General features: G+C 31.2%; 12 protein-coding genes and 1 pseudogene. 10 read left to right on the forward strand and 3 right to left on the reverse strand.

Annotation, left to right across the window (positions count from 1 at the left end):
* Positions 1-52: 52 nt before the first annotated feature.
* Together MHB70_RS29920 and MHB70_RS29925 are read left to right on the forward strand one after the other, a co-directional pair.
* On the forward strand, positions 53-253 hold the full coding sequence (locus tag MHB70_RS29920; RefSeq protein ID WP_061530562.1) for a hypothetical protein: 201 nt from the start codon (positions 53-55) through the stop codon (positions 251-253).
* 425 nt (positions 254-678) lie between these two features.
* A complete protein-coding gene (locus MHB70_RS29925; protein ID WP_061530561.1) occupies positions 679-1860 on the forward strand; it encodes a DUF7018 domain-containing (lipo)protein in 1182 nt (393 codons plus the stop codon).
* Positions 1861-2369: 509 nt separating this feature from the next.
* On the opposite strand, the gene MHB70_RS29930 is transcribed toward MHB70_RS29925, so the two are convergent.
* The gene (locus MHB70_RS29930) at positions 2370-2624 is read right to left on the reverse strand and encodes a SunI/YnzG family protein (RefSeq protein WP_000900581.1); all 255 of its coding nucleotides are present in this window, start codon (positions 2622-2624) and stop codon (positions 2370-2372) included.
* Positions 2625-3238: 614 nt separating this feature from the next.
* On the opposite strand from MHB70_RS29930, the gene MHB70_RS29935 reads away from it, so the two are divergent.
* The 6 genes and pseudogenes from MHB70_RS29935 to MHB70_RS29960 all read left to right on the forward strand — a co-directional run bounded on the left by MHB70_RS29935 (position 3239) and on the right by MHB70_RS29960 (position 9918).
* Positions 3239-4012, forward strand: coding sequence for an ABC transporter ATP-binding protein (locus MHB70_RS29935; protein WP_061530614.1), 774 nt, complete (start codon positions 3239-3241; stop codon positions 4010-4012).
* Entirely contained in the window at positions 3984-5927 is a 1944-nt protein-coding gene (locus MHB70_RS29940; protein ID WP_061530613.1) for an FtsX-like permease family protein, read from the forward strand. The genes MHB70_RS29935 and MHB70_RS29940 overlap by 29 nt, the downstream gene beginning before the upstream one ends.
* Positions 5928-6558: 631 nt before the next feature.
* A pseudogene (locus tag MHB70_RS29945) lies at positions 6559-7038 on the forward strand (hypothetical protein); the annotation flags it as partial.
* A 387-nt stretch (positions 7039-7425) separates the two neighbouring features.
* A complete protein-coding gene (locus tag MHB70_RS29950; protein ID WP_255298245.1) occupies positions 7426-7548 on the forward strand; it encodes a hypothetical protein in 123 nt (40 codons plus the stop codon).
* A gap of 328 nt (positions 7549-7876) precedes the next feature.
* The gene (locus tag MHB70_RS29955; RefSeq protein ID WP_061530678.1) at positions 7877-9220 is read left to right on the forward strand and encodes an ABC transporter permease; all 1344 of its coding nucleotides are present in this window, start codon (positions 7877-7879) and stop codon (positions 9218-9220) included.
* 11 nt (positions 9221-9231) lie between these two features.
* Positions 9232-9918: an ABC transporter ATP-binding protein gene (locus tag MHB70_RS29960; RefSeq protein WP_090978987.1), complete on the forward strand. Its 687-nt coding sequence runs from the start codon at positions 9232-9234 to the stop codon at positions 9916-9918.
* Positions 9919-10071: 153 nt separating this feature from the next.
* Here the strand turns inward: MHB70_RS29960 and MHB70_RS29965 are convergent, their stop codons facing one another.
* Positions 10072-10344, reverse strand: coding sequence for an HU family DNA-binding protein (locus MHB70_RS29965; RefSeq protein WP_061530621.1), 273 nt, complete (start codon positions 10342-10344; stop codon positions 10072-10074).
* A gap of 392 nt (positions 10345-10736) precedes the next feature.
* Positions 10737-10979 carry a hypothetical protein gene (locus MHB70_RS29970; protein ID WP_061530620.1) on the reverse strand — a complete coding sequence of 81 codons (243 nt, stop codon included), beginning with the start codon at positions 10977-10979 and terminating at the stop codon, positions 10737-10739.
* Between the two features lie 759 nt (positions 10980-11738).
* Between MHB70_RS29970 and MHB70_RS29975 the strand changes: the two genes are divergently transcribed.
* Together MHB70_RS29975 and MHB70_RS29980 are read left to right on the forward strand one after the other, a co-directional pair.
* On the forward strand, positions 11739-12089 hold the full coding sequence (locus MHB70_RS29975) for a BlaI/MecI/CopY family transcriptional regulator (protein ID WP_371399626.1): 351 nt from the start codon (positions 11739-11741) through the stop codon (positions 12087-12089).
* Positions 12090-12091: 2 nt separating this feature from the next.
* Complete coding sequence (locus MHB70_RS29980) at positions 12092-13681, forward strand: M56 family metallopeptidase (protein ID WP_097927570.1); 1590 nt, start codon at positions 12092-12094, stop codon at positions 13679-13681.
* The last annotated feature ends 362 nt before the right edge of the window (positions 13682-14043 follow it).

A 14043-nucleotide genomic window follows, 5' to 3' on the forward strand; every position in this document is an offset into this window, starting at 1 on the left:
GAAAATTATTGGATAATTAAAGGTACATATATATTAGGGAGGTACATAAGTAATGATAGAAATAATCGCGGCATTAGTTTCACTGGTCGTACATTTTATTAGTTATCTCTTTTCAACAGGAGAAGACAAGAAAAAGGCAAAAGCAGATTTAAAAGAAGTTGTTAATGGTACTCATGGGAAAATATGGGTAGGATTTTTCGGAGGTGCGGCAGTTACAGGAATATTTGTAGTCATTTGGCTTTTATCAGAGTAAACCTTTCAGATATTTTAGCTTATATAACGTATAGTGCAGTTATTTGTTAATTAAGAAGAAAAGCATTAGAGAAAACAAGATATTAAATAATATATAAGGATCTCGCCATTTCTGTTGGATGGTGAGTTTTTTAATGTAAAAAGGCCTACTGTATTTCTATAAAAGTATGTATCTGAGTTGGTAGTTTTCGCAAATCACTTTGACTCATTAATTATTATCATTATAAAATAATATAAGGATATATTTTACTAGCAGTTATATGTTTAGGTATATCCCTTTTGTAATTATAAGGAAGAAATTCAAGTTAAGACTGAAACAATAAGTTAGGAAAACTAAACTGACGCAGCAGACAATGCAAAAACACATGAAGGTCTGTCTATTGTTGAAGAAAAGAATTACTAAAAGAAAAAGGGGATAAGTTTAAAATGAATATTAATAAATCATTTAAGGGTATCGCAATAGCAGGGCTAAGTGTTAGTTTCATGCTAGTAGGTTGTACATTAAATACATATGGACTTACACAGTCAGAGTATAGAAAAGTAGATAAATATTATGATGCAGATAAAATGGTATCTGATCTAAAGAAATTGCACTATAGTGATGAACAGATTGAAAATCAACTAAGAAACGCATTGTCTAGAATTGAGTATGAAAAGGGAAGTAAGGAAGAAGAATCAAGTAGTAAAGAAAGTAAATCAAATGTATCAGACACAGAAGGTGAAAACAAGGTAAAGGTATCTGAAGAAGATTACCCTTATCGTTTGACTGAACTACACTTAGAATTCCAGTATCATTTAAAAAAATTAGAAAAGAAAACTGATGAATTATTTACAGAAGAGGGTGTCTACATAGGTGAGATAGATTCCTTAATTAGTCACATTAGTTTGGACATAAACCGTTTTGAAAAAATCAAACCACCTAAAAAGTATGAAGACTACCAATTTTTAATACAAGAAGGGGTAGAAGAGATTAGAAAGCACCTAATAAAAGTAGAAGATGCAGTTAGACAGTATGATGCCCGTAAGTATGATGGTGAATATGATAAGAATAAAGCAAAAGAAAGCATACAAAACGGTATGTTTGGGATAGATGATGGTGTTTCTAAATGGGAGACAGTATTTAATGGGATAAACGAGAAATACCCTGATGTAGAGCAAAAGGTAAAGGAAGAGAACCAGAAACATGCGAAAGAGGGTCATCGTGAGGAAGATTTAAACGACAAAGTTAGTGGTTCAGAAGTTGATAAATACAAAGCAGCCATCGTAGAAAATACAAATAAGATGGATGAAGTTATGAGACTGATACAAGATATAGGGCATTCAGATATAAAGAATTATGAGTCAAAGAAAAGTGAAATCCAATTGAGTTTGGATATGGCAAAAATACACGTAAGAGACATCAAATACCTTGAGGCACCTAAAGGGTTAGAAGTTGAACAAAAAAAGATAAAGCAAGCAATGGATAATTACTGGAATGCTCTGCAATTACTCTCAGAGGCATTAGAAGAACAAAATGATAATAAGTTGGAACAGGCAGAAAACAAAGCAGAACAGGCAATGAAACTATTTAAAAAAGCAACTGAGAGTATTAAAAGTAAAACGAACTAATCATGAAAATGGGCATATGGCGGTAGCCCTATTGCAAATTAACAAATAAAAAAAGATAAGATCGGAGAGTTGGATCTTATCTTTTCACAAAGAGAAATATATTGCAAGATATCTTATTATTCAATTTCTTGTTTCCTCTAATACTTTTCTTATTGGTTAAACATCTATTGCGTCATAAGCAAATATGTACACTTGATTAGCCAATAGCTGCCTTATACGTTATATCAGTTAATGTACATGTGTTTATAACATATTATTTGTATAAATTATTTTTAAAATGGATATATTTAAAAAATATACCTAATAATTCCTTGGCGTACGAAATTCTTGTTATGTTGGCAGGACCCCATCGCTATCAAGCTAAGAAAATATAACTACCCCCAGAACAAGGTTTTATGCTAATTTGTAATAAAAAAGCTCATTTTTTCGTTTTGGGGCTGATTTGTATTCTTAAGTTGATGGGCATGTGGCGTGACCCCCTAAAGAATTATATTAAATCAATCAAGTTATTAAGCATTTATTTTATTTAAAATTGAAACTTTATTAGTAGTAAATAATACATAATCTTGCTTTTTAGTTTTAATTAAGATGCGATCAGTTGTACCATAAGGTGTCCCAATTCGAATTGCATCATTTTTTTCAACGCCAGCATAAGTATCATCTTCAGTAACTTCAATAATTTCATTTAATGGAATATTAACTTTTGCCAATTGCCATTTAATAATTAATTCCTCTGTTGTTTTTATAACATCAATACCCAACATATTACCAAGACCTTTCTATTCTGTTTTCTAAATATAATTATAAATCAAATAATTATATTTGTAATTAAATATCTTTATTGGATATTTATGTTTATAGGCGATATGAATAACAAATTATCTTTTATCTATTTTCGAAAGTAAACTTTTAGCCAGTAGTTTACTTTCATACTATTGATTTTTATACGTGTTTGGTAAAGAAGATACAATGAATTGCAAATAAAAACTATACCGAAATCTAGTTCGGTATAGTAAAGTGCATATAAAAAATCCCTCTTTGTTACCTCACCAAAAAAGAATCATTGCCGAGGACCTTATAAACTGTATTTTCAGAAACATGACAAGCATGTAAGTAAAATGTAAGGCAATTCAATATGAGAAAAACAATCTTACTACTACAATGAATAACAGAAACATTCATGAAATACCTGTGATGCAATATCAAGTTATTTTAGTGCTTAAAACATTCGACCAAGTATTACAGCTTAAATAAGGAAATACGAAACTAGACCAACAATTAATGGTAAATTACTCGTATTTTAAAAAAATAAAAATGTTGGCAGGCATCATCTATCAACGCTCATTCTTAGTGTGTAAATTTGGAGGGAATTTCTCATATGAAAATAGTAAAAGTAAAAGATCTTAGTAAAGAATACACAGACAAGGCTTCACATACAGCACTTTCAAATATTAATTTAACAATTACAGAAGGAGAATTTGTTGGGATTATGGGTCCTTCTGGTAGTGGAAAAACAACGTTATTGAATATGATTTCTACTATTGACTCGCCAACATCAGGCAGTGTATTCATTAATAGTAAAAATCCTTATCAACTATCACCCAATGATTTGGCCGTATTTCGCAGACAGGAATTAGGATTCGTCTTTCAATCCTTTAACCTTTTGCATACCTTAACAGTAAAAGAGAATATGGTTCTTCCGCTCGTATTAGATGGCATGAATGTGAAAATAATAAATAAACGAGTAGAATCTATTTCAAAAAAATTAGGAATAAGTGAAATTTTGAATAAACGAACATATGAAATATCTGGAGGACAAGCACAGCGAACAGCGATTGCCCGTGCACTCATTCATTCTCCTAAATTGGTTCTTGCCGATGAGCCAACAGGAAACTTAGATTCTAAAGCTTCTCAAGATGTAATGGAGATATTAACACAATTAAATAAAGAGGAAAAGGCAACAATGATGTTAGTAACGCACGATCCAGTTGCTGCAAGTTACTGTGACCGCGTTATTTTTATTAAAGATGGACAGTTATATAATGAAATTTTCTACAATGACAATCGTTCGTTATTTTATCAAAATATTATGGACATTCTTTCTATGTTAGGAGGGAATAAACATGACTTTTCGACAGCTCGCATTCAATAATGTTATACGGAATAAACGAATATATCTTGGACATTTTTTTAGTAGTACATTTGCGGTAATGATTTTCTTTACTTATGGGCTACTTGTCTTTCATCCAAATCTACAAGGCGAACTGACTCATGCAAGTACCATAATGAATACATTTGGGAAAATAGGATTTCAACTATCGTATTACTTAATCTTTGTTTTCTCTTTCTTATTTATTTTCTATTCTGTTAGCGCATTTTTAAAAAATAGAAAAAAAGAGTTTGGATTATTAATGTTACATGGAATGTCTCATCAACAGCTTCATCAATTAATTTTTTTCGAAAACATGTTGATTGGAATCCCTTCTATACTAGCAGGCATTGGACTTGGGATGGTTTTTTCTAAATTATTTTTACTAGTTAGTGGGTCTTTATTAGGAGTAGAGCATACGTTATCATTGTACTTTCCATTTAAGTCTATGGGAGTAACAGCTATTTCCTTTTTTGTTTTATTCCTACTCATTTCATTATTTACATCAAAAATGGTGAAAATGAATGAACTTGTAGAACTCATAAAATCAGAGGAAAAACCAAAACCTGAGCCGAAAGCGTCCGTTTGGATATCCTTGTTGGCAATAATCTTAATTGGAGCAGGTTACTCCGCCGTCCACTACTGTATCGTCGCGGTCGATTTCATGAGTTTAAAACAATTACTTCTACTCGTAGGAGTCGGTGTCTTATTAATTGTATGTGGAACCTATTTTTTCTTTACTCAATTGTGTGTATATGTGATATACACTTTAAAAATTAGAGAAACTACATTCTTTAAAAGAACCAATCTCCTTGTTATTTCAGAATTAGCGTTCCGAATGAAAGATAATGCGAGAACGTTCTTTATCGTTACAATTATATCAGCTGTATCTTTTACAGCAATTGGAGTTTGTACGGCAATCGCAAATCCTGAATTGGCAAAAAGTGCGACGCCATATGCATTTACCTATCGATCGGATAATGGAAATACACAAGAAAAATCCCATATTGAAGAGATAAAGAAACAATTAAAAGAATCTGGATTTTCTTATAAACTTGTAGCAACAAAATTTAAAAGGTCACAAAACGGTCCGGTGTTAATTAATCTTTCTACGTATAATGAATACGCTAAAAAATTAGGGTATGAAATAGAAAAATTAACAAATGAAACTGAAAGTATCGCTATACTACCAAAGAAAAATCCCACAAGTGCAGAGGATCAAAAAACATTGGAATTAAAACATGGTGAACTAGAAGTACCACTTTCTGTTCAAAAAACAATTTATATCCCAGAATTCGCCGAGATTGACAACCCTTTTATTGTCTCTGATGCTGTTTACAGTAAAGTTCTAAATGTACAACAAGAAGGCGTACTCCGAGATTACACCATATACGGTTTTGTCATAAAAAATTGGCCTGAAACAAGTGTAATTTCTACAAAACTTATGAAGTTCATTGGTACGAGTCAAGATGATTATTATGCCTTTTCATCTTTGTATGTAAAATGGCTTGAACTGAAACAACAAAATGGATTACTTTCTATTTCAAGTGTATTGGTGGGGATTGTATTTTTCGTATTTACACTAAGCTTTCTATATTTCCGTCTATTTACTGATTTAGAACGTGATAAAGAGCAATATCAGATGCTTTCAAAATTAGGTTTAAGACAAAAAGAATTAAAGCAAATTGTGACAAGACAAATGATGATTCTATTTTTCTTGCCGATTGTAGTAGCTATGTTTCACAGCAGTTTTGCATTTATAACTTTTCACCAATTAGGACAAACAGTAAGTAGGGAACTGTCCGTTATTCAAAGCTCAATTGTTGTATTAGTAAGCTTTATTTGTATGCAAATTATTTACTTCCTTATTATTAGAAATCACTATATAAAACGCATATGTACAAAAATATATTCATAAAAAGAGAAACAAAAAATTGAAGGTGCAGACTCAATCACTAAATATGATTGAGTCTGCACCTTCAATATGTTAAAAAAGATACCAAGATTAATCTGTGTTTGTTCCAATTTCTCTTGACACTGTTGACTTAATCATTTGTAAGTGGATCCAAAAAGAAGGAATGGTTGCCGCACTCCTTATATTCAGATTGCAATGTATATTTTAAGTTTTCAAAATTTCCATTTCCATATTTTTCACTTTTGTATTTGGGATTTCATTCCAGATGTAAAATTCCAATCATAATAATAAGGTGTCTCCAATGTAAACTTTTAACCAAAAGTTTACTTTCAAATCAGAAAAGGTTAGATCCTCGATAGGCTTCACCCCAGCCATAAACCTTACGACCAAAAATGAAAGGTAACTCAATTATCAAACTCATATAAAGTTTCAATCCTGTCTAAACACCCATTAGGATATGCAACTGATTATCTATTTTTCTTTACATAATCTCCAGATACATTCCATATCAACTATAGATTCTTGTCTTATGCTAAATGTAATCAAAAAGCAAGTAGATAAAGATAATAACTAAAATTATTAACTCTAGATACTTTTTTGATGAATATTACAAATAAACAGGAGGTAATGAAAAATGATTAAAACATTATTAGCAGGAGCAATTTTAAGTACAGGATTAGTAGCGGGAGGTGCAGTAGGTGCAGATGATGCGAAAATGGATAATTTAAAATCAAATGAAGGTAGTTCAAATCAAGTAATTACACAGGGTGCAGATGGAACAACGTCTTTCTTACAAAACTTTGATGTACCTAAAGATGCAGTGCCAGCAACTCCTAAAGAAGGTGCAAAAACTGTTGAAAAAACAAAAGGTACAGGTACAAATTCTGAAGAAGGAAAAATGGTAGAAACAAAAGTGGGAGCCCCTGAAAAACAAGAAGGTACAAAAACTGTTGAAAAAACAGAAGGTACAGGTACAAATTCTGAAGAAGGAAAAATGGTAGAAACAAAAGTGGGAGCCCCTGAAAAACAAGAAGGTGCAAAAACTGTTGAAAAAACAGAAGGTACAGGTACAAATTCTGAAGAAGGAAAAATGGTAGAAACAAAAGTGGGAGCCCCTGAAAAACGAGAAGGTGCAAAAACTGTTGAAAAAACAGAAGGTACAGGTACAGATTCTGAAGAAGGAAAAATGGTAGAAACAAAAGAATGAAATTAAATAATATATAGTTATAACGAAGAGCATCCAAAAAGTGGTGCTCTTTTTATATGATAGGGATCAACTAGTTTTACTCAATATAGAACTGTAGGAGGAATTGAGGCTAGAACATGGGGTACTGTCTCTTCAAACCATGGTGTTTGAAACAGTAGTTTTAGCGGTAACGTTACAATACAAACATTTTGTTAGAGATTTTTTAAATTTACATACACTCTAGGTAGGCTACATATAAACTTCAGATACTTGTTTTATGATACAAGTAATCAAACAAAAGGAGGGCAATACAAAATGATTAAAACAGTATTAACAGGGCACTCTTTTAAGTACAGGAGATTATTAGCAGATGGAGAAAATGTTGAAGGTGTACAGACAGATAAACATATTCCATATAAACAAAATGAATGGCAATAAACTCTAGAAAAGTACGATTCGAAGAAGTTTGAGTTATAAAAAGAAAATAGATAAGTATAGTGAAAGAAGATAAATTGACAAGAATTTAGAAGTAAATAAGAGCTCTTTAACTATTTGTAAAATAATATAAATTATAAAAAATAAAGCAGTGTGTCCATACTATAGAAAAGGATGCCCTATTTACTAACATGGGTTGCACCTGACTTTTTAGTATGATGATATTCTATGTGTTCTATCAAACTTTTTTTAATCTTTACAAAAGAACCAGTTTAACTCCATACCACCTACAGATTACTACTTTATGCTAAATCTCTAGGAGGTTATAAACATGAATTTTATCAAACGATCATTTTTAAGTTTAAAATTAAGAAAAGGAAAGGCACTTATATTACTTGCTATTTTTCTAGTTGTAATTAATTTGGTGTTTGCTGGATTTACAATTAACAGTGCATCAAGTAAAGCCACCGATTCGGCCAGACAACAATTAGGAGCAAATGTTAATTTGATAATAGATATAAACAAATATATAAACAGTGATCAAAATATTGGTGGAGCAGGAATGGTACCTGCTATCGAAGTGAAAGAAGCTGATAAATTAAAGAACTCTAAGTATGTAGCTCACTATAATTATCTAAAAAATGCTAATGCTGAGCTGAAAGAACTCCATTATGTCGAATCACTTGGAGGAGCTCAATCATTTGGCCCAAATAATAATTTAAATTTCACTTTACAGGGTATTAGAGACTTTTCTTTATTAGAAGCTGCTCAAGACAGAAAATTAAAACTAGTTGAAGGAAAGGGCATTACGCCAAAAACAGTAGGGAAAAACGTTGCTATGATTGAAAAAAGACTAGCTGAAAAAAACAATTTAAAAGTGGGTGATAAACTGCAAATAGGTGAAGTAATGGATCAGGAACTTACCACGAAAGAGCTAGAAATTATAGGTATATATGAGTCTAAAGAAGAGGCCTCATCTTTTGGAGGACAATCTTTTGCTTTATTAGAGCCTGCTAATCAAATATATGTACCGTATTCTTTAATGAATTCATTGGAAAATGCAATGTATTCATTAAAGGACCCTAAGGATATTGATGCATTTAAGGAGGAAGCAAAAAAATTAGGATTACCAGATTACTATGAATTGGATGCACAAGATATGGTATATAAACAAATGATTGGTCCAATCGAAAATATTGCATCTTTTTCGAAAATGATTGTAATGATTGCCTCCATTGCAGGTGCAACTATTTTAGGATTAATTATTATGTTATCTATTAAGGAACGTAGAAAAGAAATGGGGATTTTGTTATCTATAGGTGAGAAAAAGTGGAAGTTAATGGGCCAATTACTAGTTGAGACAGTATGTATTGCCATATTAGCATTTGGTTTATCTTTATCAACAGGAGAGAAAATTTCTCAAAAAATCGGTGATAATCTGCTATCTAGTGAAATAGAAAAGAATGAAGATAGACCAGAAGACCCTATAGCACTACTTAGTGGTAATCCTACTGCAGAAGTAGATCCAGTAGATAATATTGATGTAAGTATTTCAACTGAAGATTTAGGAAAAATAGGGGGAATTGGATTAGGGATCGCTATCCTGGCAACGATTCTTCCAGCATTATCAATTCTTCGTTTAAATCCAAAACAAATCCTTTTAAAAGATGAATAAGGAGGCCCGGTATGGAGACAATTTTACAATTTAAAAACTTAAATTATTATTATGAAAGTAACGGAAAGAAAGTAACGATACTAGATAATGTCGATTTTTCTTTTCAAACAGGGCATTTCTACACCATTTTAGGACCATCTGGATCTGGTAAAACCACAACGCTTAGCTTAGGTTGTGGGCTGGATATACCTAAAAATGGGTATGTACTGTATAAAGGCAAGGATATTCGAAAAATTGGTTTGGATCAATACCGTAATCAATATGTATCTGTAATTTTCCAATCCTATAATTTGATTACCTATATGACGGCTCTTCAGAATGTATTAACGGCAATGGAAATTACAGGTGTGAAGGTACAAAATAAAAAAGCAAGAGCATTAGAATTATTAGAGAAGGTAGGACTCACAGAAGTAGAAGCGAAACGAAATGTCTTGCAACTAAGCGGCGGACAACAACAACGTGTAGCAATTGCTCGAGCACTATCTTGTAATGTTGATTTACTGATTGCGGATGAGCCGACAGGAAACCTTGATGAAGAAACAGCAAATGACATTATTGAGTTGTTCCAGGAGCTCGCACACCAAGAAGATAAATGTGTAATTGTTGTGACGCATTCACAGGAAGTTGCAAAAAAGTCGGATCGAGCTGTTTATTTAAGTAAGAAAAAATTAGCAGTAAAAGATGCGCCTAGCATCTAAAAATAAATTCTATGATTAAAAAAGTTTGAAGGGTATGGAAATCGTGAAAATGATAAAAAACTAGTTAATTATTTTCCGAAAAAAATATATGATTAATCTAAAAAGGAATGGAGATAAAAATTTCCATTCCTTTTTAGATAGGTAATTTAAGCCTTATTTAACAGCCTCTTTTAAAGCTTTCCCAGCTTTAAATGCAGGTGCTTTTCCTCCTGGGATATGCATTTCTTCGCCCGTTTGGGGATTGCGCCCAGTACGTGCAGAACGCTCACGTATTTCAAATGTACCAAATCCAATTAACTGTACGGATTCCTCTTTTTGAAGAGATTGTGTAATTTGATCTAGGACAGCTTGTACAGATGCGGTAGCATCTTTTTTAGAAAGTGATGTTTTCTCGGATACCTGGTTAATTAGTTCTGTTTTATTCATTATGAACCCCCATTAAATAATATTTTTTAATTTAATTTTATAGTATAGTATGTTTTCAAGAAAGGGGCAAATTCTATATAAATATAATATTAAAAGGTTGGAGATACTCTTACAGTTTTGTAAAGGGAGATTAGGTATTTTTATTTTGAAATATATACTATATAAATAATTAAATAAAGAGAATTGTATTGTAGAGAAGATACAGGCTATCCATTTGCAAATTTATAAACTAGAAATAAAAATTAATTAATAGAAATAGTGCCTTATAACCATAAATTTAAAGGGAAATAGAACCAAACGAAAAAATTCGCACCTTTTAATTAAAAGTGTGCGAATTTCTTGTTTTGTGTGCTTAAAATTTAAAAATTAATGATAAAATATCGGGAATTAAATCAAATATTAGACTTCTCAGGAATATTAAAAATATATGGCATAAAGATTAAAAAGAACCCCAATATCACCATCAAAGAATTTAATGAAAATAAAGAAGAGTTGTTAACCAAAGATGAACCAAAAATAATTACAAAAGTAATGCCAGTTCCACGCAAAATAGATTTAAAAGAAACAGAATTTGTCATCATTTCAAATGTTTTCACTTGCAAATTTTCGATTGATTTAGTTACTTTGGTTTTCATGTTCAAGCCTTCTTTCTAAGAAATAGGGTATATATAATATTCATTGTATGCCTTGGTGTTTTTAAATTCAAATTTTTTGGAGCTCAGTTTTGTGTAACAAATTTGTAGGTATTAGGCAAAAGGGTTAATTGTTTTATATATATGAGTGAAGCAAAAAATATATATTTTCTTTAATTTAATAATTTAGCTTTTTAGAAAAAGAAGAATGCTTTTTTAAACTAAATTCCCTTAATTTCGGTTTGATTGATAGTAATAGAAATTTCTCATTAATATGGGGAAGAAATATTTGTTTTCTTGTATGAAAAGAACTTTGGATTTATAAATATAACTGGCTTACTCCTATTTTTTGATTTAGGGCTATCTATATTTTATTAGCTTGATGGCGAACGGATGTCGCCATATTTTTATCCAACTAACTAGAACAGGTTACCTTGCAAAGAAAAAGGGAAGAATATACATAACTAATTAAAGTATAATGATTTACTTAAAACATATGGAGATGTTGTATTAGGGGATAATTAAATGAGATTGACAAATCGAGACTACAAATGTAATCTAAATATAGGATTACATTTGTAGTCATATATTTATTTAATGATATCCCTATTTTAAGTAATTTATTCCAATGTTAAAATAGGGGTTGCAAATTTAAGATTACAAATGTAGTATCGACTTTATGATTACATTTGTAATCAAAGGGAGGAGGGAATTGGAAACGTGAAAAAAATACCTAAGATATCTGAAGCTGAGTTAGAAGTAATGAAAGTCCTTTGGTCAAAATCTCCACAAACGGCAAATGAAGTAATTCAAGCTCTTGAAGGACAAATGGATTGGAATCCAAAAACAGTTAGAACATTAATTAATAGGTTAGTTCAAAAACAAGTTGTTTTTTCTCAGCAGAAAATAGGAAGAACGTACATGTATGGTCCTTTAATCTCACAAGATGAATATTTACAAGTAGAAACTAAATCTTTTATTAAGCGTTTTTACGGTGCTGCTTTGAAACCGTTGCTTGTTAATTTTTTACAAGATGAAAAGCTATCTTCAAAAGAGATTGATGAGCTCAAACGTATTCTAGATGATAAAAGTAATCAAAAAGAGGGAGAATAATTATGGTAAATGTGTTAATACAGACGTATCTCTCTACTTTTTTTGATTGGCTTTTAGAAACTACTATTATGGCTAGTATATTGGTAGGTTTTATCTTATGTATCAAAGTTCTACTAAGGAATCAATTAACAGCAAGATGGCATTACGCATTGTGGTTAATTTTGATTGTAAGATTACTTTTACCTTGGTCACCAGATAGTTCTTATAGTCTATACTCCATACTTTCACATGGATATGTAACTTCTACTTCTCTAATTCAGAAGGAATCGAATGCTTCTGGTTTAAAAGTGATGAATGAGCCTGCGAAGTATACCGTTAATTCAAGTGATTACAATAAATTACCAGTTGAAACAGATTCCAAAGAAAAAGAACAGGGTGCCAAACACATATCAATGTATGAAATCTGTTTATATGTATGGATGCTTGGTGTTCTTTGTTTAGGGACTTTAACACTAATTGCAAATAGACGTTTATATTTATACATACAAAAGCAACCAATTATAACAGATGAAAGAATTTTAAATATTTTCAAAGGTTGTAAAGAAACGATGTCTATAAAAGAGGATATTCCTTTGCAATTAGCCGGCAAGATTGCTAGTCCGACACTTCTTGGATTTAGAAAACCTAGAATATTATTATGTGAACAGCATATACAACGATTAAATGATAATCAGCTACGGTTTATTTTCTATCATGAATTAGCTCATTTTAAACGTAAAGATGTTGGGGTTAATTGGCTTATGCATCATTTGCTTATACTAAATTGGTTTAATCCAATCCTTTGGTATGCCTATTATTCAATGCGCGAAGATCAAGAAATCGCATGTGATGCATTGGCTCTTACCTTTATTGATTCGGAAGAAAAAATCGAATATGGGCATACAATTATTACATTATTAGAACACTATTCAAATTATTATCAAATGCCTAGTTTAGCAAATCTAAGTAAAAATAAAAAAGCATTGAAAAGGAGAATTGTTATGATTAAAAAATTCAATAAAAAATCGTATCGTTGGTCAGCTTTAGGATTGACAGCTGTATTAGGTATATCTACTTTTTGTTTAATGAATGCAAGTGCTGAGGAGCTTAAGAGTGAATCACAGGCTACAAAAAATAAAATTGAACAAGCTGCTAAACCAGAAGAAATGAATAATCTTGAAAAAAGTAAGGCAGAAGAAGTCGCAAAACAATTAGAAATGGACAAACTTGAAAAGAGTAAGGCAGAAGAAGCGGCAAAACAATCAGAGATGGACAAGCTTGAAAAGAGCAAGGCAGAAGAAGCGGCAAAACAATCAGAGATGAACAGGCTTGAGCAAAGTAAAAAGAACACAGATATTTCAAAAGCAGCAGTACTTAAACTTACCGAAAAACAAAAGCAATATCTTAAATCTAAAGGTCTTCCAGTGAAGCAAACTTCTAAAGAATCTGAAGTTACGGGGCTTATGTTAGTTTCTCTAGTGAAATCTATTGATAATGGAGATGGAACAGGATTTCAGCCAGACCATGTTGGAGAAGTTGATATAATTCACGCAGATGAATATCAAAACAAATATGGTAAAGAACATTATGTAGCATTTGCTGCATGGGAATAAGTCTAGTTATATTACCAAAAATCTAAGATGAATTTATGCTTATAATTAATAGAAAGCGTCATTTTTTTTATAGAAATCTATAGAAAGGATGGCGTTTTTATTTAAAAATGAGTTTCATTTGTTTGCTAAAAAATTTCGGTGAGATATATTTATCCATCAAAAATTATTTGGCAAGCGTATCAAAATATTAATTCTATAGGCAAAAGTTCATAGAACACCAAGACTTGGCTTGAAGGGGATAGTAAGGCAGGTTCTACTTTCATTTGTTAGATACCTCATAGAATTTTATACTAAAAGGATGTTTTTCTGTACCCTATTATGTTTATTAATAATTGGAAGTGAAATGTTGTCATACATGCTTT

Source organism: Bacillus sp. FSL M7-1020 (genome assembly GCF_038050415.1).
GTDB classification, from domain to species: domain Bacteria; phylum Bacillota; class Bacilli; order Bacillales; family Bacillaceae_G; genus Bacillus_A; species Bacillus_A toyonensis.

Bases quoted from the DNA above. Each gene is read 5' to 3' on its own strand.
- MHB70_RS29975 (WP_371399626.1), top strand. From the start codon at position 11,739: ATGAAAGTCCTTTGGTCAAAATCTCCACAAACGGCAAATGAAGTAATT.
- MHB70_RS29925 (WP_061530561.1), top strand. From the start codon at position 679: ATGAATATTAATAAATCATTTAAGGGTATCGCAATAGCAGGGCTAAGT.
- MHB70_RS29955 (WP_061530678.1), top strand. From the start codon at position 7,877: ATGAATTTTATCAAACGATCATTTTTAAGTTTAAAATTAAGAAAAGGA.
- MHB70_RS29930 (WP_000900581.1), bottom strand. From the start codon at position 2,624: ATGTTGGGTATTGATGTTATAAAAACAACAGAGGAATTAATTATTAAA.
- MHB70_RS29980 (WP_097927570.1), top strand. From the start codon at position 12,092: ATGGTAAATGTGTTAATACAGACGTATCTCTCTACTTTTTTTGATTGG.
- MHB70_RS29960 (WP_090978987.1), top strand. From the start codon at position 9,232: ATGGAGACAATTTTACAATTTAAAAACTTAAATTATTATTATGAAAGT.
- MHB70_RS29940 (WP_061530613.1), top strand. From the start codon at position 3,984: ATGACTTTTCGACAGCTCGCATTCAATAATGTTATACGGAATAAACGA.
- MHB70_RS29920 (WP_061530562.1), top strand. From the start codon at position 53: ATGATAGAAATAATCGCGGCATTAGTTTCACTGGTCGTACATTTTATT.
- MHB70_RS29970 (WP_061530620.1), bottom strand. From the start codon at position 10,979: ATGAAAACCAAAGTAACTAAATCAATCGAAAATTTGCAAGTGAAAACA.
- MHB70_RS29950 (WP_255298245.1), top strand. From the start codon at position 7,426: ATGATTAAAACAGTATTAACAGGGCACTCTTTTAAGTACAGGAGATTA.
- MHB70_RS29965 (WP_061530621.1), bottom strand. From the start codon at position 10,344: ATGAATAAAACAGAACTAATTAACCAGGTATCCGAGAAAACATCACTT.
- MHB70_RS29935 (WP_061530614.1), top strand. From the start codon at position 3,239: ATGAAAATAGTAAAAGTAAAAGATCTTAGTAAAGAATACACAGACAAG.